The sequence below is a fragment of the uncultured Sphaerochaeta sp. genome (assembly GCF_963676625.2).
Classification (GTDB): Bacteria; Spirochaetota; Spirochaetia; order Sphaerochaetales; family Sphaerochaetaceae; genus Sphaerochaeta.
In genome coordinates this window covers 395073-415513 of sequence record NZ_CAXXYB010000008.1, presented here as the reverse complement: position 1 = coordinate 415513, position 20441 = coordinate 395073, and the positions used below count along the sequence as shown (strand labels likewise).

Here is a 20441-nt window from a genome sequence, read left to right as displayed (position 1 = left end):
GGCTTGTTTATCGTTCCTGGAAGAGCATGCTTCCGATATAACAATTCTCTTTCTAGGGTGTTCATGCGGAAGTCGTGGAGAGTATCTGGGTCACAGCCAATCATCGTTGAGTGTTTCCTGCCTGTTTGGGTGGGTGGATATACCTGAATGGATACGGATGAATGTTGTTTGGTTTAGAAAATATTAAATAGCCATACAAAGAGTATGTAAATTGGGAGGAAGTTAAACTTGACTCAGGTTTATATATTGGCTAAAATACAGAGTATACATATGTAAATATTATATATTCCAAACTGGAGGCCGTATGGCTGCACTGGATTCAGTATTGCAGGAAGGATTGCTCGTGGATAGGAAATGGCTGGGGAAGCATGGGATTGAAGCGACAGCCGTGGATTATTATCTCCGTACTGGCAAGATCGAAACTTTGGTCCATGGTCTCTACAGAAAACCGGGGCCTCCCTTGAAATGGCAAAATATAGTGTATTCACTGATCCTGCTCGGTCATGATGTCCATGTCGGTCATATGACTGCCTTGGCCTATCATGGGTACGACCACTACCTGAGGCTTGGGGGTGCACAGCGCATCAGATTGTACAGTACACAAAAACTTCCATTATGGGTAGAAAAGGTGGAAATTGGTCCTGGTTTCGTCAGGATGAAGCGCAATCCGTTCGCAGAAGATGCAATCGGTGTGATCGAAGTCCCTTTCGGAACGTGGGATTGGCCCATACGGTACTCCACGCCTGAACGTGCGTTTATCGAATTGGCAAGCACCATCGAAACAAGTGAGGAAATCCTTCAGGCAAAACTGATGTTGGAAGGAGCTGCGAATCTCCGGCCGAGGCAACTGCAGGCATTACTGGAAGCTTGTGGCAATATTAAGGCAAAGAGGTTGTTTCTTTGGCTCGCGAGAATGTCAGGGCACTCTTGGTACCAGCATATCGACACATCAAGGGTAATTCTGGGTGCAGGGAAACGTCAGATTGTACCCGAGGGTACCCTTGATTCGCAGTTCATGATTACGGTTCCCAAGGAGGTCAGGGATGGACAGAAAGAATCCATATTTTAAACAGGTTGAACTATTGGTCCGCATTCTGCCTTTGGTGGGGGAACACCCTTGTTTTGCTTTGAAAGGAGGGACGGCAATCAACCTGTTCTACCGGGATATGCCGCGACTTTCCGTTGATATCGATCTGGTGTACGTGCCGGTTGGAGCACGCATGCAATCACTTGATGATATAACGATGAACCTTAAAAACCTAGGTGCTGCCATTATCGCACGGATTCCCGATGCCAAGATCCAGTATTCTCCACTGAACCGTACTGAGAACGTGAACCGGTTGATCGTCGAAGCTGGCAGGACGGTGGTAAAGATTGAACTGTCACCGGTATTGCGAGGAACCGTGTATGATCCTGCAGTCATGCGGATAACCCGGTCAGCTGAGGAGGCCTTCGGGTTTGCAGAAGTCCCAGTGGTCTCGTTTGAGGATCTGTTCGCAGGGAAAATGATGGCTGCATTGGACAGGCAACATCCTCGAGATCTCTTTGATATCAAGGGTTTGATGGAGCATGAGGGAATCACCGACAGGTTGAAGGAAGCCTTCATCGTGTACCTGATCTCCCATAATCGGAGGATTGTAGAAATTCTCGATCCAAACCTGCTCGACATTAAGCAAATGTATAAAACCGACTTCGTCGGGATGACAACTGATCCAATTGAATTGGCGGATCTAATCGAGGTGAGGTTCGAATTGATACGAACTGTACATGCCTTGCTCGATGAACGGGATAAGAAATTCCTCGTGGACTTCAAGGAAGGTCATCCCGATTGGTCATACTTCAGTGTCCCTCACATCAAGGACCTTCCCGCCGTCAAGTGGAAAATACATAATCTGGACAGGGTGGAAGTTCAAGAGAGGCAACGGATGGTCGACACGCTCAGAAGCTATTTAAGATTACTGAGCGATCAATGATACAATTGTGAGAATATTTACCATAGGGTGCAAGATTACCTGAAATTATAACTGATACGTATGGTCGTAGGACGAAGAGGAGTCTTCATTCCTCCATGCCATGACCGTATTTGTTTCTTTTTTTCCCTCGATGATTGCAAATAGTTTAGAAGCAATCACCACTCCCATCTCTTCTTGTGGATGGCCTAAGGAATGTAGCTCCACTCCTTGTAGTTTTAACTGATAGGCATGGTCGAAGCTTCGGATTTCGGTAATAGTGTGTACTTCATCCTTGATGACTGCCAACACCTGGGATGCAATTTCGTCATTGTAGCATATCAATGCAGTGCACTCACAATGAATTGTATTGGCGACGCGCAACATACGAGCGATAATTTCCCGTGATTCTGTCGTGAACCACATGCAATGGTTATCTATGAACGGGATATTGTTATCAGCCAAGGCTGCTATATATCCGGAGAATCGATTGATTCCCTGGATGTCGTCGCTCTTGAAAATACCTCCGATAGCATGATGGCCTTTCTGAATCAAGGCAAGTGTTTGATCATACCCCCCCTGATAATCGTCAGTCACCACATAAATCGACGAATCTGGTTGCTTTATGAACAGATTCGGGTAATAGGCATTGAAAAAGACCAACGGAATATGCCTGTTGATGAGTTTCTCGTAAAAAGGCAGGTTGGGGCTGGGAAGTGCAGACTTCGTACCTTCAACAAGAATGCCATCCACAGTATCAATGGATAGTTTTTGGAGGATCTCACGTTCTTTTGCTATACTGTTGTTGGTTGCCATCAATAGCATCGTATAGGAGTTTTCCGTTGCCACACTTTCGATTCCTCTAAGAATCAACGGAAAAATATAAGAACTTATGTAGGTGGTTATGACTGCAATGTGCATTGTCTTTTTCTGTTGGATGGCATGTTCGCTGACGTAGGAACCACTTCCATGGACCTTTGTTATACATCCGTCGTTTACCAGTTTGTTCAAAGCCTGGCGAACTGTTTGTCTACTGATGCCATGCTTTGTTGCCAGTTCAGACTCTGATGGTAACTTATCGCCTGTGGCATATGTGCCATCATTGATTGCACTGACGATGGCGTAATAGAGTTTTTGATATTTCCTTGATCCATCCATTCCTTTTTATCCTAGGTGCTTATTGTATAGCATAGATCTTGGAAAAACAAGAAACAATATCTATATCAATTACCACTCCGTCTTGATGGGATAAACAGTACAACATTTTCAAGATAGCTTCATTTCAAGCCAAAAAAAGATTGCTATCTTTACAAATTTGTGTTGACAAGTGCGCTTTTTTGCCTATTACTTGTATTTAGTTGTTATTTATCTGGTAAGCTGGAATGAAAGGAATAGTCTTTCAGCAAGAGATCCAGAAATTATATTATCTACTATTTTTTTGTCTTTGATTGTCAATAAAATATATGAAAAGGAATCAGAAATGAAAAAAAGATTTTGGTTGATTTGCCTATTTGTTCTGGTTGGTATCCTTTGTGCAGGATGCAGTAGCTACATCAGTAAGAGTGTCGCAATGGATGTCGCCATGCAAGATCTGGGTTTGATTCAAATCAATGTATCAAATTTGGAAGGAACCATTAACAAGGCAAATACGCCTGTTATGTATGCAATTACTTTCGATTATGCAGGACAACACTATGTTTATGATATCGATGCCAAGACCAAGGATATTCTCTCAAAAAGTATCCTTTGAGTAATCGCATTATTTTTTTTGTTGTCATGTCTGGAGAGAGATTTTTTCTATAATGCTAGGGAGGTTCAAGAATGGACAAATGGTCGTTGAAGACAAAAGAGGGCAGCAGAAATCTGTTGCTTCTTTTCATCGTTTTGATTTTCGTGTTCGCACTTCTTGCTCAGGTCATCACGACGAGAGGATTCAAGATTGATTCCACTGATGTCACCATTGATGTACGAGGTGTCGATCTTTCCATGAAACTTTACAAGCCTGCAAATGCGGACAGTAGCAAACAGTTGCCCTGCATCATTCTTGCTCATGGAGGTTCGGAGAACCTGAATGCCTGCGCACTTGTTGCCTGGGAATTTGCAAGAAGAGGATTTGTGGTGCTGAATGTCAGTGCATATGGTGCGGGAATGTCCGGGCAACCGGCGATCAGTGATGATGGAAGAAATGCAAGCACCTATGGACGAGATGGAACAAATGGATATTTTGATGCCTTGGAGTATGCACGTTCCCTTTCCTATGTGGATAAGGGCAGAATCGCAATGTGGGGTCATTCGGCCGGATATCTGCTAGTTAGCAAAGCAATTTTCCAGGATCAGGATTATTACACCATGAACGATCGGATGTTGAACATACTGCATGATACGTTCCAAATCGGAATCAGTGAAGAGCAGCTGGTCCAGAATGCTGATATCATCGCTTCCAATCAATTGAGTAAGGAAAATCTTGCCGTTTATCAGTATATGAGGCAAGAGCAACAGGTACGTTATGATGGTTATGTGAAAGCTGCACGGATTTCGGCAAGCCAATTCAATAAAAAAGTCATGGTCGCCGGACACGAAGTGCTTAGGGATCCTCAGTGCAATTTGATGGTCGGTCTAGGCACGCATGAGAATCCAGCTGCATATTATGTCGGGGAGACAAAACAGTACAAAGCTGCTTTCCATACTGGAGAGGTTTCCGTCGAGCGTAAGAACTGGTATGCGACAGCCGATTACACTTTGGATACACTCGCCACGAGTCAAAAAATCGGAGAGATGTTTACAACTACTTCCAGCAATACGCCTACCTTGAAAACAGCCGTTGAGAATCGTAGTGCCCGGTTGTTGTATAGTCCTGAGACCTTTCATTCAGGCAATGAATGGGGAAAAACCGGAATTACGGAAGATCTTGAGTTCTTTACCCAGGCGCTTCAATATAATAATGGAAATTTCTCGGATGCTTCGACAAAACCCATCAGTACGCAAAGCTTGACGTGTTATTATGCCCTGCTTTGTACGACGTTGGCGTTCTTTTCCATGATTGGCATGCTCATAGCCCTGGCCTCAATTCTCTTGAAGAGTAAGTTTTTCTCTCCTTGCGTGAGACCGATGTACTCACCAAGCATGACTACAAAAGATTCAAAGTTCTGGATTGCTTGTGCCGCCTCTGTCCTTGCTGGCTTCTTTGGAGCCTATATGGGGACACTCGAGAACTTGCATTTCCAAGTATCAAATGCAATGATGTCGAGATTCTTCCCTTGTGAACCAGGGCACATCCGAATGCTGTTTATCATTATGGGAACAGCAGTTGCAGGTATTGTTCTTTTTGTAATCCTTTCCTATGCATTCAGGAAAAAACAGGATACTCAATTGCCAACTCTTGCCTCGTTGAATATTGCTTCCGGTTGGATGACTGTTTTGAAAGCGTTTCTTCTTTGTTCGGTGCTGTTTGCAGCCTGCTATATTACCGAATTGATTATGAATGCCTTGTTCCAGCAGCGCTATGTCATTCTTGACGGTTGTTTTGATTTAATGAAACCAAGTGGTTTCATGCGAATGCTGAAATACACCATTATTCTGCTTCCTTGGACATTCCTGCTCAGCTTGACAAGTAACCTGACAATCTTGAAGGATGTAAGTGACACGAAGGATACAATCATATCAGTGGTGGTGAACTCCTTGGGAGCTTTCCTGCTACTTGGCATCGGCTGGATTATGACATACTCCAGTTTTGATCATGGAGTTGTGTTCGCCTTGCATGGCATTCTTTCCCTGGTTATTTTGATACCAGTGACCAATTATCTGTATCGTAAGCTGTTCAAGATGACAGGTGGTGTCTGGACGGGAGCCTTTGTTGTGGCAGCCCTCCTTGGCTGGCGTCTTGCTTCCTACATCTCTCATATGTTCTTGTATTATGGACCGGATAAGATCTCTGCATTCTGGGGGATTTACTAGAAATTTAGTCCATATTGAGAAAAAGTCTGGAACTAGTTGCACCTCATGGGGAAATTCTCCCTATGGGGTGTTTTGTATTTTGCAGGTTTTGGAAAGGCATCTGGGAATATTCATACGGCATATCCGATGTAGGTATTGTTTTCCCATACTATCTGGCAATGAATTGTACTGTCTAATCTGTGTAGGTGTACATGTAACCTTGCTGTTCCTTATTGTTCGCTGACGTAAAATTCTCTCTATGATTCACTTCATTGATGTGATACATTCAAGTCAATATAGTTTTGGCATGAGATTTGTACTTTGGGCAAAGGTGGGAGTACTCCTACCTTGATTTGTTTTTGACAATTCCTGCATGGATTAAACAACATCCGGCATAAAAGGATGTGTGAGCAAGGAATTCTTTTGGAGGTAATATGAGCAAGTGGTTTACCATAGACCAGATTGACAAGGATACATTCATAATAAGTGAATATCGGCATTGGGAAGAGACTCATTGCTATCTTATAAATGGATCTGAACGTAGTTTGCTGATCGATACCGGACTGGGTATCTGTAACATATATGAAGAGGTGAAAAAACTGACCGACAAGCCGATTACCGCTGTGGCCACCCATATTCATTGGGATCATATCGGTGGTCATGGGTATTTCCCTGATTTTTTTGCTCATGAAGCTGAATTGAATTGGTTGAATGGGGAGTTTCCCTTATCGATGGAACAGATCAAGGGTATGGTGGTGGATCGCTGTACCTTGCCTGAAGGCTATGATGTAGACAACTATGAATTCTTTCAGGGGACGCCAACGAGAGTCTTGAAGGATGGGGATGAGATAGACATCGGGGGGCGGTGCATCAAGGTATTGCATACCCCTGGGCATTCTCCTGGCCATATGTGTTTCTGGGAAGAAGCGCGCAAGTATCTGTTCACAGGCGACCTGGTCTATAAGGATACGTTGTTCGCCTATTATCCTTCCACCGATCCCCAGGCTTATCTTGATTCCTTGGAGAAGATTGCCGCATTGCCGGTAGAGCGTGTTTTTCCGGCTCACCACAGCTTGGACATTCAACCTGAAATCCTACTAAGGATGCAAAATGCTTTCAGGGCTCTGAAGTCAGAAGGTAAACTGCATCATGGAAGCGGTGTATTTGATTACGGAGACTGGGCCGTGTGGTTGTAAGTTGCTGTATGAGTATTGGCGAAGGATCTTGGCCTGAAGAGAAAGGAGAGGTTGATTGCCCAAGGGTAATCAACCTCTCCTTTCAAATTAAATCTACAGCGAAAAATGGTTTTTCTATACGTTTTTTTCTGTTTGTCTCTGGTCCTTCAGGTTACACAAGGGCTTTTTCCTATACTGCAAAATAAGTCATTACGTGTGGTATGGAAGCAATTATTATGGGAGTTCTCCAATGGTAAAATCCAATACCAAACAAGGAAAGGACTCCAAGAATCACTACTATCCAAATGACAACCCTCAAGGCAAGGAAACCTGCGGCACTCGAACCAAAAAGCAATGCAATGATAACAAACAGCACAATGAGATACACCACCATACTATCCTCCTAAAAGAATAACTGTTGTGCGAAAAAGGGTTTTTATCCCTTTGAGAGTACGCTTATGAAATATTATAGTACAATGATAACTCTTTTCAGAATAAAGAACAAGGGTAGCGGTCAATAGGCCTTTTTATTAATTTTATTAGGCATATCCAAAGTAGGATGTTGCCTGTAGAGGAGACATTAGAATGCGGTTTCTTTTTTTCCTTGTTGCTTCGGCTATGTCAATACCAAGATGGTTAGGATGTTTTCTGCATGGACCGGAAGGTACATCCATAAAAAGGAGACACCCAAGACCTTCTCCTACATGTACAATGCTTTTTCTCCATATTAATTGACAAGGTTTGTCAGATTGAACTCCTGCTTTTCGAGAAACTGCATGAAATGATGTAATTTTTCAATGAAAGTTAGTTGTTATAAATTTTTCCTGATTGTAGGTACAACATATTGCAGTTGTGAATTAATCAATATAAAGTATGAAAAACCCATTATATTAATATAACTATAATGGAATGGAGGGATTGATTTAATGAAACGAGTTGTATCGATGGTTTTGGTTTGTTGTCTCTTTATCGGGGTGCTGTCCGCGCAGGGAGTGCCAGAGCAGCTGTCATCCGTTGCAACACCGACCCCATTGCTTGTCTATGCAGGTGCAGGATTGAAGAAGCCTATGGAAGAGATCAAGGCGTCATATGAAAAAGACCATCTGGTTGATATCCAGTATATCTATGCGGGATCGGGCCAATTGATTTCCCAGATCCAGTTATCAGGGAAAGGGGATGTCTTCATTGTTGGTTCCGAAGAAGTGTACAAGATTGCACAAGACAAAGGTTTTGCAAATGAGCCTTCCTTGGTTGCGCATCATACCCCGTGCATCGCAGTTGCTTCAGATAATCCAAAACACATTGTCCGGCTTGAGGATTTGGCGAAAGACGGAGTGTCTGTTATCCTTGGAGATCCCAAGGCCAATGCGATAGGTCTGTCTGCCCAAGAAATTATCAAGAAAAACAATTTACAGGGAATCATAGCAAATACTGTTTCCCAGGCCGCTACGGTCAATGAGATCGTAATTCAGCTTACGATGGGGCAGGCAGATGCTGCAATCGTGACTAAGGACAGTATTTCTGGAAATTCTAAAGTCAAGGCTATCTCTATTCCTGAAGAGCAGAATATTGACCAACTTATTCCCGTTGGAACATTGACGATGAGCAAATATCCTTCCGAGGCCCAAGCTTTCATGGATTTCATTTGTTCTGAAGAAGGGAAAACAATTTTTGAGAAATATGGATTTGACGCTGTCCTATAAAAATGTCAAATAAGTTGTTTTCCATAATTCTTTGGACAATTCTTTGCTTTGCCTTGGTATTTCTTCTTGCCCCTCTTGTTCTGTTGTTATTTGAGGGTTGGAAAGGCGTGCCATATGCTTTGATGGAAAAAGAAGTACAATGTGCCTTGTTTCTCAGTTTGTGGACGGCAACGGTTGCTACGATTTTTTGTATGGGAATTGCCGTATTTGTTGGATATGCGCTTCACGGGCTTGCCCGTCCCTTGAAGAAGCCCCTGTCCATCATTTTTGCATTACCCCTATCCTTACCTCATCTTGTTTCCGGTGTTGCCTTGTTGTTGTTGTATGGAAGGAAGGGGTTGGGGGATTGGCTGTATACGCAGTTTGGGATTGACTTTGTCTTTACCAAGGCCGGAATTGTCTTGGCTTTGGTGTTTGTTAATCTTTCCTATGCGATTGTGATGATGTACAGCGGTTATGAAGAGCAAAGTTCGCATCTGGAATTTACCGCAAGGACACTTGGATGTTCCCGTTTCCAATCATTTTGTTTTGTAACGTTCCCTCTTTCGCGTCGTATACTGGCTTCCACAACAATCATGACATGGTCACGAGCTCTTGGAGAATTTGGCGCCGTAATCATGATAGCAGGAACGACCAGAATGAAAACAGAGATTCTCCCAACAACGATTTTTCTGAATATGTCCACAGGTGATCTTGATATCGCATTAGGCGTTTCCATTATCTTGATCATTGTATCGGTTGTATGTATTACGTGCTTGGAGTTGTTGATGCCAGATGATAAGGAAGGTGGAAGGTGCTGAGAATCCATGATTTGTCATCGATAGCAGGGTCCTTTACCTTGGAGCATGTTAACCTTTCCTTGGATGAGGGAGCTTATTGTGTCATTCTTGGTTCCAGTGGTGCCGGAAAGACAGTCTTTTTAGAAACACTTGCAGGACGATATCCTCTTTTACAGGGTTCAATCGAATGGAATGGGATCGAATTATCTCATCTTCCGCCTGAGAAGAGGCATATAGGATTTGTATATCAGGATTATGCACTGTTTCCCCATCTGAGCGTTTCGGAGAATATAGCTTTTCCTTTGCGTTTCAATAATTGCAGTCGGGAGATGAAAAAGAAAAAAGTAGATTCGATGCTTGATTTACTTGCTTTGTCCTCAATGGCAGAAGCTAGGCCAAGGACACTCAGCGGCGGAGAGAAGCAGCGGGTTGCATTGGGAAGGGCTTTGGTGATGGATCCTGAGATTCTGTTGCTTGATGAACCGCTCAGTGCACTTGATTGGGCAACCAGAAAACAAGTCCGTAGTATGATCAAGACCATACATCAGGACTTGGGAAAGACGATCATTCATGTTACCCATGATTTTGCTGAGGCAAGGTATTTTGCGGATTGTATGACTTTCATGCAACATAGGACTCTTTCCGTGATTTTTGATCAGCAGTGTATTCAATCATTTTCAGAGGAGAATATTTATGAACGACTTCGCATATGAGCAATTCTACAAGACACTCCATGATCGATTTGCTTCTCTTGTCAAGGAACATAAGCTTGATACCAAAAGCATCGAGATCCATGTAAGAGCGCTTTCACCAGAAGAAGCCATTGGAAATCCGGGAAGGACGGATTACCCAATCATGAGAGGGAAGGAACAGATGCTTCAGGCTTCTTACAAGGGAGTGTTTGGACAAGTATTTTCTGATGCTCCTTCAAGTTTTTCGGGAACGGTAGGTGATGTCTTGAAGATGGATATCCTTGCTGACAATCATGCAAGAGGATTGTTCATTGCCACTATGAATGCGGTCATGCGTTCACTTTCCCTGATTGAGGGAACCGTACACTGTAAGGATGAGGGTCCAAAACGTTGTGCTCAGCAAATAGGTGACCATATTCAGAAAATTTATGGAAATCCCCAGGTTCTCCTAGTTGGTTTCCAACCTGCCTTGGTAGAGGTTTTGGGGTCCCGTTTTTCCTTGCGGGTGCTTGATTTGAACCCTGAAACAGTAGGAACAACCCGATGCGGTATTTGTATTGAGGATAGTATCAAGGATAGAACTGATGCCCTCCAGTGGGCAAGTCTGGTTCTTTGCACGGGGAGTACGTTGGCAAATGGTACCATCGTCAACTATCTGGATATAGGAAAAGATGTAGTTTTTTTCGGGACGACCCTTGCTGGTGCCGCCAAATTAATGGGGTTGCAACGTTGGTGTTTTGCTTCTCTTTGATTTGTAGGGACCGGCAACCTCTGACCAGGGTAATCAAACAGATCCATGAAATTTTCTTTTGGGATTTCTCTTCTGCATTATTCAGCTTTTCTTGACCTTGTTCGAGGATGCCATTGTGTTTTTTCCGCATTGGTTGGTACAATGACGCGTATCCTGTGTAAGGGAAAGCACGATCATGCTACGAACCAGGACGAGGTAAACGGAAAAGGTTGCTGGAGTAAATATTCTATCTCAAACGGGGTTCGCCATTTTGCATTAACTTTTTGTGAAATCCGTTTATTGGCTGTTTACAGGTATTTCACAATTCAACGATTGAATAGCATTACCAATGTTTATTCCAGCGTTTATCGTTTATTAAATATTTAGACATAAAACTGAGTAAATGGTGTTTAAACGCTGTTTACTATCTATATTTCGCTATTCCTGCTGGTTTATTTCATGTTCTTTTGGATTATTGGATTCATAGCATTCTGGATTCAACACAAGCATGTTTCTCATTGATTGGTAAACACTATACTGTCCACACGAAAATTATTATGACAGCTAGTACGGTTTTTTCTTTGGCTGGTTTGTGCGCCTACTGGCTCTAGAGCCGGACGCTCTCTTGGCTGTTTTGAACGCCAGATGTCGCACATTCAAACATAAAAAAAGCCGCTGATTACCAGCGACTTACTAAGTGGAGGTAAGGGGAATCGAACCCCTGACCTTTTGAATGCCATTCAAACGCTCTAACCAACTGAGCTACACCCCCAAAGCGACAACAGAAGGAATAATAAAGAGTGGAATAATTAAAGTCAAGTAGGTTCAGACTTTTGGAGGGCAAATATCCTCTCTTCAAAATTCCTGGATTTGTTGTTCCTTTGTCTCTTGTCTGGTATACTGGTGTTAATGCAACTATTTTCTAATTAAATAATTTTATCAGGAGGAAATGCATGGAGCTGCTCCGCAAGCTGAAGGAAGTTTCCATTTCCATTATCCCCATATGTTTACTGGTCACTCTCCTGCATTTTACAATATCCCCACTATCAGAATCCCAACTCCTTTCTTTCTATCTGGGGTCTGTTTTTGTCATTCTGGGGCTTGCCTTGTTTTTGGTAGGCACCGAGATAGGGCTCCTTCCCATCGGTGAGAAGATAGGCTCTGTGGTGACAGGCAAGAAGAACCTTCCCTTGCTAATCTTTACCGGCGTCATCATAGGCTTTGTCATCACCTTCGCTGAACCGGATATTTCCGTGCTTGCCAGTCAGGTACAGAAGGTAAATTCTTCCATATCGCCGCTATTGCTCATCACCTTGATCGCCCTTGGGGTAGGGTTGTTTGTAACCTTGGGCATGCTGCGAGTCCTGTTTGCCCTGTCGCTCAAGAAACTCCTGATAATGTTTTATACTCTTATCTTTATCCTGGCCTTTTTCTCCAATCCCTCCTTGTCTGCCATAGCCTTTGACAGTGGAGGTGCGACAACCGGCCCCATGGCTGTCCCTTTTATCATGGCGCTGGGATTGGGCATTGCCCGCATCCAGAAACGCCAGAATGAGGCAGATACCTTTGGCTTCATTGCCCTCGCTTCCATTGGTCCCATCCTTGGCGTCCTGGTGCTGGGACTTTTCAAGACCAATGCAGATATGGGTTCGGTCTCGCAAAGTATGGCCTCCTATGAAACCAACGGCTTTATCCATCTTTTTCCTGAAATGGCGGGAGATGTCGCCAAGGCCCTGACTCCCTTGGTCTTGATTTGTGCACTCTTCCAGGTCACCCTGGTGAAGATGCCAGTGAGGCAAGTATTCAAGATGGTCATGGGCATCCTGTATTCCTATATTGGCCTGGTTGTCTTTTTTGTCGGTGCCCAAGGCGGTTTTATGCCGGTAGGCTATACCCTGGGCAGTACGCTTTCTGCAATTTCGCCTTCCTTGCTCATCGGCATGGGCTTTGTCCTGGGGGCAATAACAGTCATTGCAGAACCTGCCGTATGGGTATTGGTGGATCAGGTGGAAACCATTAGCAATGGACATATCCGTAAAACAGTAATGCTCGTTGCCATGGCAATAGGGGTATCGCTGTCCATAGGTCTGTCCCTCTTGCGCATAGTCACTGGACTTTCCCTCTGGTATTTCTTGCTTCCCGGGTATGTCCTTGCCCTGATTTTAATGCGTTGGTGTCCTCCCTTGTTCTCGGCAATGGCCTTTGATAGCGGAGGAGTTGCCTCAGGTCCCTTGAGCTCCACCTTCATCCTTTCCTTTGCCATAGGAGCCTCTACGGGGCTGGGAGGCAATCCTGCCACCGATGCCTTCGGGGTGATTGCCTTGGTTGCCATGACTCCCTTGGTGACCATTCAGCTGTTGGGCTTGCTCTATAAGAAAAAACAAGCAAAAATGGAGAATAAAGGAGAAGTCAGAAAATGATGTATCATCGACTGGTATGCATTGCAGAGAAGAATGAAGCAGAAAATCTGATGACCCTTGCAAAGGCGGCAGGAAGCACCGGTGGAACAATATTCTCGGTCAGGGGAACTGCCAGTAGCAATTTCCTTTCTTTCCTCTGCCTCGGGGACTCTCGTAAGGAAATGTTGATAACTGTCGTGGATGACCAGCATTTTCTGTCCGTTTTCAAAGCTATCACAGAAGACAGTCACACAAAAAAAGGCCTCTGTCTTTCCCTCCCTTGCATAAGAACCTATATGAACCAAACGACCAACCCAATAGAAGGAGCTCAAGCCATGCAGAATAAATGGGAAATGATTCAAGTGATCTGCAGCAGTGGTTATGCAGACGATATAATGGCAGCGGCTCGCAAAGCCGGTGCCGGTGGCGGTACCATCGTAGATGGCCGGGGAACGAGCAAACCGGATGATGTAACTTTCTTCGGGGCAAGCCTGGTACCGGAAAAAGAGATGCTGATGATCGTGGTTGAACAAGAAAAGGCCGAAGACGTATTTTCAGCCATCGTGAGCCTTCCCTGCTTGCAGCAACCAGGCAGTGGCATTGCATATTCATTGCCAGTGGAAAAGTTCGCAAACCTTGGGCATAGTCAAGAGTGATATACAAATATCAAAAAAAAGAATACACTATGTATCAAATTGACCCAAATTACTGAAAATTGTTCACTATGATGAATCTTTGTGTTAATATAATAACATATTGTTAAAATTACGTATATTTTGTTAAAAGTCCCTTGTAATAGTTAGCAAAAAACAGTAACGTACTAACACTTAAGGTATTTGAACGGCAGAACCTAACCGTTCAGGAGAGAACTCATATGGACAAAAAGTTTAAAGTAGCCGTCATTGGCGCAACTGGTGCCGTAGGCCAGGTATTTATGTGGATGCTCGCAGACCATCCTTGGTTTGAAGTAAGCTTTGCCACAGCATCGGCAGCACGAGCAGGGCTCGGCTATGCCTCGACAACACACTGGGTTCTCCCCATGGAAATGCCAGAACAGATAAAAAATATAGAGATCAAGGAATTCAATATTGAAGCCATGAAAGAAGCTGGTGTGCAGATTGTCTTTTCTGCCCTTCCCGCCGAAGTAGCCCGGGAAGCTGAACCTCAGCTCAGAGCCAGTGGTTTCTATGTATTCTCCAACGCAGCAGCAATGAGATACGACAGCAATGTCCCCATACTCATTCCGGAGACCAATCTCGAGCAACTTGATTTGATCAAGGAACAAGGCTATCCGAATACCGGGTTTGTCGTGACGAATGCAAACTGCGTAACCACCGGCCTGGCCATGGCCCTTGCTCCCTTGAGAAAGTTTGGTATCAAGAACATCATGCTCAATAGTTACCAGAGTGTCAGCGGTGCAGGGTATCCAGGACTTTCCTCCTTTGATATCACCGACAACTGCATTCCTTTCATCAAGGGTGAAGAAGAAAAGATCGAGAAGGAAATCAAGAAGATCCTGTCCATCTCTCCTGAGGTGTATGCGTATACTGTCCGCGTTCCCGTCATGTTCGGCCACTTGGAATCTGTATGGTTGGATCTTGAGCAAGACACCGAGATCGAGGATGTCATTCAAGCTTGGGCTGACTTCAAGGAAGTCCAGGACCTTCCCTCGACTCCCTGCCAACCTGTTGAATATGGCTCTGATAACACGTTCCCACAGCCTAAGTATGCCTTCTGGGGCAATCCGAAGGGAATGGTCGTCTATACTGGTCGGTTGAAGAAGAAGAACGGCAAGATCGGCTTCCTCTTGATGGTCAATAATATCGTCAAAGGCGCCGCTGGTGGTTCAATCCAGAATGCAGAGGCCTTTGTCGAACGCTTCGGACTTCGAAAATAAAAATATTTTTCCTGCAATAAAATACTGGGGCCTTTACAGACAATGTCTGTAAGGGCCTTGTTCTTATGCAAAGGATGTTACTTTTTTTCGTCCAATGCTATGCTTTTACTGTGAGATTCAAAGCTCTTGGGTCTTTTGGAGAGGAAACAATGGAATATTGGGATTTATATGACATGCAGAGACAACCTCTGGGACAAGTTCACCAACGGAGTGCTGCTCTTCCTGAAGGAACCTATCACATCGTGATATCCGTTTGGACAGTAAATACAAAAGGTGAAATTCTTTTGACGCTTCGGTCTCCCTACAAGGATATCTATCCAAATTGTTGGGAAAACACGACTGGCTCGGTAGTTGCCGGGGAATCCAGCAAGGAAGGTGCCCTGCGTGAGTTGCGAGAAGAGACAGGAATCCAAGCTACGGAAGATGAACTGTATTTTGTTGATACGCTTATAAAGAGTAATTCTCTGGTCGATAGGTACCTGGTTAAAAAAGATGTAAAAATTTCCGATCTTGTCTTGCAAAAAGAAGAGACCGTGGCTGCACGGTGGGTTCCCTTTGCTGAATTCCTGATTCTTCTGCAAAACAAGGAAATTGCATTTCCCGTCGAACGGGATTTGCAACGGGTGAAGATTGGTCTGCAGACCTTCCTGTCAAAAACTAGCTTGGACAAAGATTATGTAAATATACGATCATGATTAGCCATTTGGCAATGGATTGTCTTTTGAGACTCCCCATTGCCAACTATGAGAAAGATCAGGCCTTCGTGACCGTGGTTATGCAATCATTGACCATTACATGGTAGCGATGGTTTTGCTGTTTTACATACCAAGAGCCCTTATGCGGGCATTGATCACACTTGAGCATCAAGGAATCACGTCTGAAACAACTTCGACTGATGAACAAGGGAGGTGTATATACGTCTCCTACTTTTGATGGTACGAAAGGCCATCGTGAGGGTTCATAAGTGTCGGTTTCACCCCATAGATACCCTCCTGCAAGGTTGGGTAGAAGTTCTGTTGCCATGATTGCCGCTTCGCTGTTTGCCAGATACAGGTAGGCATCAAAGAAACAGTGGACCTGGGGATTTTTCTTTGCCCAACGAATCTGGGCAATATTGTTCAATCCGACATAGGTCTTGCCCAAATCATTTTCTGAGTCAAGGATCTTGATGATGGAATCGAGGCAGGCATAATACTTTTCCTCTTCAAACATGACAGGGGACAGGGGAAGAAAGAACTTTCCATCCTCAAAAAACAAGAGACCTTCAGGTTTCTTGCCACTTTCCAGATAGCTTGCCAATTGGGGAATATCCAGATAGGGAAGTCCTCCCTTGGTACAAAGTTTCTCCCGTCCAGGAAGCTGTATGCTCTCTATCAGGGTTGTCCTTTCAGAAAAATCGACCTCACGTTCCAACCAGTTGGCAAGTTTCTTGTCAAGAATCCCATACCAATCGCGCCTGATCGATTTCAGGATGGAAAGGGGAAGGAAGACTTCCTCGTCTTTCAGTTCCGTATTGTTGGTATAGGTGATCGTTCCCAAAGTACAAAATGATGTATCGCTTTGGGCGAAAATTGTCTGGAGATGATGAGTCAAATCCTGGCTTTTATTTGCCACGGAAATATCCATCGGATAATGTTGGATAATCGGGGAATCCATGAAATTCGTTTGTATGGAAATTTCGTTCTTTTCAATGATGACAGTCATATCCAGCGGGAATTTTGATGTAGGCAGATTTTCATTGAGCAATGCAGGATTCTGATCATGGGCACTGATGAGGTACAGCGTTTCCCCTGAGTGAGGGATGGGGCCTGAACGAGGCAATTCAATCTCTACCGTTTCGCCTTTATAGGCATAGGTCATGCTGGCCCCTTGGTTATTGTAGATACCACTGAGACTGAATTTGACTGTATCGATAGGTTGGTTTATGCCTTTGGTAAAGAACATTATTCCATCGCGGATGGCCAGGTCGCACTTGGTCGTCACCACGGCATAATCACTTTTTACCACCAATACCTGTGCAGCGGGAATACCTCTGTGCCCTGGGTAACTGGTACTTCCCAGGGTTGGTTTGTTTCTTGGTTCAAACGATTGCCGTTTCCTTCCATACCCTGTGAGCCAGCCTCCGGTTTGTCTTCTTGCAAAGACTACCGACAGGCTTTGGTCCAATGCCTGTTTCTCTTCTTCAGAGGCTTTCCCGTCGAGAACCGCCCTATAATATCTGCTCGCCGCCAGGGTATAGGCAGGACCTTTCATGCGTCCTTCGACCTTCAGGCTTTCTATTCCCATTTCCTCAAGTTTTTTTGCAGCTTCCCCACCCTTGAGGTCGCTCATGGAAAAATACCATCCTGTATTCTTGCCTTCAGGGACAGGAGAGAGAGCTTCTGAGGTTTCTGTATCTTGTTCAAGGGAGAACCAGGATCTGCAGATCTGCGCGCAAGCCCCACAGTTGGCACTACGGCCGCAAAGTTGCTTGCTGGCAGTACAGAGGCCCGAGAACCCATAGCAAAGAGCTCCATGGATAAAGATTTTCAGTTCAATATCGGGACAAGCTTCCCGGATAACCTGTATTTCCTCAAGAGTCAGTTCCCTGGACAATACGACTCGTTCAAAGCCCATGTCCTGCATCTGCCTTACCCCTTCAATGGTATGAACGGCAAGTTGAGTGCTTCCATGCAGGGGAAGGGAAGGAAACTGGGTCTTTATGAGGTGAGCGACTCCCAAGTCCTGGACAATTACGCCATCACAACCAATAAAAGCAATCTGACGCAAAAGTTTTATCACATCGGCAAGTTGTTCATCGGTAATGAGGGTATTGACCGTAACATAGATTTTTTTCTGTTGTTCATTGGCTACTTGTTTGAGCTTTGAAAGCTCTTCAAAATTAAAATTGGTAGCTTCTTTCCTTGCGGAGAACCTGCGCATGCCCAGATAAACGGCATCGGCTCCTTCATTGAAAGCTACAAGGGCTGCCTGGAGGGATCCTGCTGGCAGTGCTAATTCAGTCATTGTACATCCTTTGGTCCATTTCGCGAAAAATGTCCATCCTGACGATAGCCTGCAGTCCCTTTTCTGTCAATCTTACCGCATTGTCAAGCTTTCGGAACGTTTCTTGAGTTCTTCCACTATTTGGGCATGACGTTTCTCGCTCAAAGGATAAAAAGCAATGGGAATAATTCCGAGAAGACTCGAGAAGAAAGGAATGAAAGCAGTAAGGCCGTGTATGCCGGCAAGTACCTGCTCGCTTTGTACAGTATTGGGAACATATCCAAAGTAGGCTAGGGATGAGGCAATTATAACCGACGTTACGGCAGCCGTGAGTTTTGCCAGGAAGGTCTGGCTCGAGAAGATGGTGCCCTCTGTCCTTTTTCCTGTTTTTAATTCCCCGTATTCAATGGTATCTGCGATCATTGCGGTTTGGATTACCTGTGGACTTGCCATTCCCAGACTGCTGAAGCAGTTGAAGGCAAGCAACAGCCCGAAATTATGCCATCCGGTAAAATAGAACCCCAGGGACCCTATTGCATAGATGCTGTAGTAACCGATACAGGCAGCTCGTTTCCCGAAATGTCTGCAAAAGAAGGGAACCGATGAGATACCGATGAGAATGAAAGGAATGTTCGCTCCTGCAAATAGAGTATAGAGCATCTCATTGCCAAGGTTGTATTTTGCGTAATAGATCAGCATGGATAACTTGGCTGTCTGCCCAATTCCTGTAAAGAAGCCACTGATGATTACCAGCATCAGTGGTTTATTTGAAGTGAAGGTTTTCAGTATATCCTTGAATGAGGATTTTTCTTTATTGGTCGGTAGGACTCTCTCTTTTACGAAGAAAAAAGTGAAGGCAAAACAGGCCACGGTCAAGAGACTGTAAATAAGGGCCGTCATTTGATACCCTCTGGCCGGAGATCCTGAGCTGGAAAATAATCTTATCATGGGTTGGGTGGAAAGGGTTGCAATGGCAATGGCAACGGTTGCAATGAAACGGGGATAGACCACGACACTGTTGCGTTCATTGGTATCGTTGGTAATGGCACTGCTCAAGGCCCAGAATGGAACGTCGCTGGCTGTATAGATCATCCCGAAACAAATATAGGTAACGGTTGCCCAAGCTATTTTCCCCGACATGGAAAACGAGGGGGGCACTGAAAGCTGCCACGGCGAAGGGAACAAAAAGGATGGGGGTGAAGATCAGGTAGGGTTTGAATTTTCCCCAGCGGGTTTTGGTTTTGTCTGCCAGCATACCCATCATGGGATCGTTGATGGCATCCCAGAGTTTTGAAAGAAGCAGGATTGTTCCTGCCACCGAAGGGAGGAGGCCGAATACATCCGTATAGAAAAAGAGCAAGAAATTTGCCATGAGACTATAAATCATATTTTGGCCGAAACAGCCAAACCCATAGGCCAGTTTTTCACTCGTCTTTATATGTTGGTTTGAATCCATAATAAAAAAAGTGTACCACAGAATTTCCAGCTTGCAAGATGAATGATTGGTGTCTTGTGTTGCAAGAGCCCTCAAGAGTATAATTATGGGGAACCCAACCAAGAAAAGGAGGTGTTCAATGCAGAAAAAGACAGATGCAGGGAACTTGATTGCCGAAGTAGGCAAAGATACTGTTATCTATGAACAGGGAAGTCCTTGTTCTACCATGTTCCTGCTTCGAAGCGGAACAGTCGGTCTCTTTCTCAACTACAGGACTCCGGAACAATTTGAGCTTGTGGAAATAGCTCGGCCGGGTTCGAGTCTGGGGGAAATGGGCCTGTTTGCAGGAGAACCCCGCAATGCAACTGCGGTGGCCATGACAGACTGCGTCTTGGTGGAAATTTCCGAGGCCAAGTTTCCTGCTTTCATAGAGGCTCATCCAGAAGAGACCAGACAGATTGTCCTTGACCTGAGCCAACGTTTCAAGATGGCAATCCAAGAAGTCAAGAATGAACAGCAAATCATTCAGGAATGTTTTGAGGCTCTCAAGGAAGTGCAACTTACAAAGAAAGATACGTTGAAGGAACGTCTCAAGAAAATCTCTGATTTTCTCTTGGATATACCAAAGGATGTACCTCCAGATTTATATCTGAGTTTTAATTCCCGGTTTCATGGTTCCATGCTATAGATTCCATGATTGGCGCTTTGGATTCCCGAATTCGTGGATTTCTTGTATACAATAGTATTGCTAAACAATTGAATTA

The 20441-nt window shown here is 44.5% G+C and carries 19 protein-coding genes and 1 tRNA gene; 14 read left to right on the top strand and 6 right to left on the bottom strand.

All coding sequences use genetic code 11. From position 1 onward, the window contains the following. The first annotated feature begins 304 nt into the window (after positions 1 to 304). Both ACHZBG_RS12560 and ACHZBG_RS12555 read left to right on the top strand, forming a co-directional pair. On the top strand, positions 305 to 1069 hold the full coding sequence (locus tag ACHZBG_RS12560; protein ID WP_320129803.1) for a type IV toxin-antitoxin system AbiEi family antitoxin domain-containing protein: 765 nt from the start codon (positions 305 to 307) through the stop codon (positions 1067 to 1069). After that, positions 1044 to 1973 (top strand): nucleotidyl transferase AbiEii/AbiGii toxin family protein, encoded by a 930-nt coding sequence (locus tag ACHZBG_RS12555; protein WP_320129802.1) that lies wholly within the window; start codon positions 1044 to 1046, stop codon positions 1971 to 1973. The genes ACHZBG_RS12560 and ACHZBG_RS12555 overlap by 26 nt, the downstream gene beginning before the upstream one ends. A 45-nt stretch (positions 1974 to 2018) precedes the next feature. Here ACHZBG_RS12555 and ACHZBG_RS12550 read toward each other — a convergent pair whose 3' ends face one another. Continuing rightward, entirely contained in the window at positions 2019 to 3107 is a 1089-nt protein-coding gene (locus ACHZBG_RS12550; protein ID WP_320129801.1) for a GntR family transcriptional regulator, read from the bottom strand. Positions 3108 to 3429: 322 nt separating this feature from the next. On the opposite strand from ACHZBG_RS12550, the gene ACHZBG_RS12545 reads away from it, so the two are divergent. The 3 genes from ACHZBG_RS12545 to ACHZBG_RS12535 all read left to right on the top strand — a co-directional run bounded on the left by ACHZBG_RS12545 (position 3430) and on the right by ACHZBG_RS12535 (position 7078). Then, positions 3430 to 3699, top strand: a complete 270-nt coding sequence (locus ACHZBG_RS12545) for a hypothetical protein (protein WP_320129800.1) — start codon at positions 3430 to 3432, stop codon at positions 3697 to 3699. Positions 3700 to 3770: 71 nt separating this feature from the next. Then, on the top strand, positions 3771 to 5903 hold the full coding sequence (locus ACHZBG_RS12540) for a prolyl oligopeptidase family serine peptidase (RefSeq protein WP_320129799.1): 2133 nt from the start codon (positions 3771 to 3773) through the stop codon (positions 5901 to 5903). A gap of 413 nt (positions 5904 to 6316) precedes the next feature. Beyond that, the gene (locus tag ACHZBG_RS12535; RefSeq protein ID WP_320129798.1) at positions 6317 to 7078 is read left to right on the top strand and encodes an MBL fold metallo-hydrolase; all 762 of its coding nucleotides are present in this window, start codon (positions 6317 to 6319) and stop codon (positions 7076 to 7078) included. Positions 7079 to 7247: 169 nt separating this feature from the next. Here the strand turns inward: ACHZBG_RS12535 and ACHZBG_RS12530 are convergent, their stop codons facing one another. After that, positions 7248 to 7451 carry a hypothetical protein gene (locus ACHZBG_RS12530; protein WP_320129797.1) on the bottom strand — a complete coding sequence of 68 codons (204 nt, stop codon included), beginning with the start codon at positions 7449 to 7451 and terminating at the stop codon, positions 7248 to 7250. Positions 7452 to 7983: 532 nt separating this feature from the next. Between ACHZBG_RS12530 and modA the strand changes: the two genes are divergently transcribed. The 4 genes from modA to ACHZBG_RS12510 are packed head-to-tail and all read left to right on the top strand — an operon-like array spanning position 7984 to position 10982. Beyond that, the gene (modA, locus tag ACHZBG_RS12525) at positions 7984 to 8760 is read left to right on the top strand and encodes a molybdate ABC transporter substrate-binding protein (RefSeq protein ID WP_320129796.1); all 777 of its coding nucleotides are present in this window, start codon (positions 7984 to 7986) and stop codon (positions 8758 to 8760) included. Positions 8761 to 8762: 2 nt separating this feature from the next. After that, the gene (locus ACHZBG_RS12520) at positions 8763 to 9560 is read left to right on the top strand and encodes an ABC transporter permease (RefSeq protein WP_394699399.1); all 798 of its coding nucleotides are present in this window, start codon (positions 8763 to 8765) and stop codon (positions 9558 to 9560) included. Then, positions 9554 to 10252, top strand: a complete 699-nt coding sequence (locus tag ACHZBG_RS12515) for an ATP-binding cassette domain-containing protein (protein WP_320129794.1) — start codon at positions 9554 to 9556, stop codon at positions 10250 to 10252. The genes ACHZBG_RS12520 and ACHZBG_RS12515 overlap by 7 nt, the downstream gene beginning before the upstream one ends. Next, the gene (locus ACHZBG_RS12510) at positions 10233 to 10982 is read left to right on the top strand and encodes a Rossmann-like domain-containing protein (protein ID WP_320129793.1); all 750 of its coding nucleotides are present in this window, start codon (positions 10233 to 10235) and stop codon (positions 10980 to 10982) included. The genes ACHZBG_RS12515 and ACHZBG_RS12510 overlap by 20 nt, the downstream gene beginning before the upstream one ends. Positions 10983 to 11659: 677 nt before the next feature. On the opposite strand, the gene ACHZBG_RS12505 is transcribed toward ACHZBG_RS12510, so the two are convergent. Continuing rightward, positions 11660 to 11733: transfer RNA gene (locus tag ACHZBG_RS12505), tRNA-Ala, on the bottom strand. 181 nt (positions 11734 to 11914) lie between these two features. Here ACHZBG_RS12505 and ACHZBG_RS12500 point away from each other — a divergent pair. The 4 genes from ACHZBG_RS12500 to ACHZBG_RS12485 all read left to right on the top strand — a co-directional run bounded on the left by ACHZBG_RS12500 (position 11915) and on the right by ACHZBG_RS12485 (position 15952). Next, positions 11915 to 13381, top strand: coding sequence for a DUF1538 domain-containing protein (locus ACHZBG_RS12500; RefSeq protein WP_320129792.1), 1467 nt, complete (start codon positions 11915 to 11917; stop codon positions 13379 to 13381). Next, on the top strand, positions 13378 to 14016 hold the full coding sequence (locus tag ACHZBG_RS12495) for a P-II family nitrogen regulator (protein ID WP_320129791.1): 639 nt from the start codon (positions 13378 to 13380) through the stop codon (positions 14014 to 14016). The genes ACHZBG_RS12500 and ACHZBG_RS12495 overlap by 4 nt, the downstream gene beginning before the upstream one ends. A gap of 218 nt (positions 14017 to 14234) precedes the next feature. Next, positions 14235 to 15257 (top strand): aspartate-semialdehyde dehydrogenase, encoded by a 1023-nt coding sequence (gene asd, locus ACHZBG_RS12490; RefSeq protein WP_320129790.1) that lies wholly within the window; start codon positions 14235 to 14237, stop codon positions 15255 to 15257. A 149-nt stretch (positions 15258 to 15406) separates the two neighbouring features. After that, positions 15407 to 15952: an NUDIX domain-containing protein gene (locus ACHZBG_RS12485; protein WP_320129789.1), complete on the top strand. Its 546-nt coding sequence runs from the start codon at positions 15407 to 15409 to the stop codon at positions 15950 to 15952. 58 nt (positions 15953 to 16010) lie between these two features. On the opposite strand, the gene ACHZBG_RS12480 is transcribed toward ACHZBG_RS12485, so the two are convergent. From ACHZBG_RS12480 to ACHZBG_RS12470, 3 genes are all read right to left on the bottom strand, one after another. Beyond that, entirely contained in the window at positions 16011 to 18263 is a 2253-nt protein-coding gene (locus ACHZBG_RS12480; protein ID WP_320129788.1) for a U32 family peptidase, read from the bottom strand. 72 nt (positions 18264 to 18335) lie between these two features. Beyond that, the gene (locus tag ACHZBG_RS12475; RefSeq protein ID WP_320129787.1) at positions 18336 to 19382 is read right to left on the bottom strand and encodes a glycoside-pentoside-hexuronide (GPH):cation symporter; all 1047 of its coding nucleotides are present in this window, start codon (positions 19380 to 19382) and stop codon (positions 18336 to 18338) included. Then, positions 19267 to 19698, bottom strand: a complete 432-nt coding sequence (locus ACHZBG_RS12470) for an MFS transporter (RefSeq protein WP_320129786.1) — start codon at positions 19696 to 19698, stop codon at positions 19267 to 19269. The genes ACHZBG_RS12475 and ACHZBG_RS12470 overlap by 116 nt, the downstream gene beginning before the upstream one ends. Before the next feature lie 118 nt (positions 19699 to 19816). Here ACHZBG_RS12470 and ACHZBG_RS12465 point away from each other — a divergent pair, with 118 nt between their 5' ends. Then, positions 19817 to 20365: a cyclic nucleotide-binding domain-containing protein gene (locus tag ACHZBG_RS12465; protein ID WP_320129785.1), complete on the top strand. Its 549-nt coding sequence runs from the start codon at positions 19817 to 19819 to the stop codon at positions 20363 to 20365. The last annotated feature ends 76 nt before the right edge of the window (positions 20366 to 20441 follow it).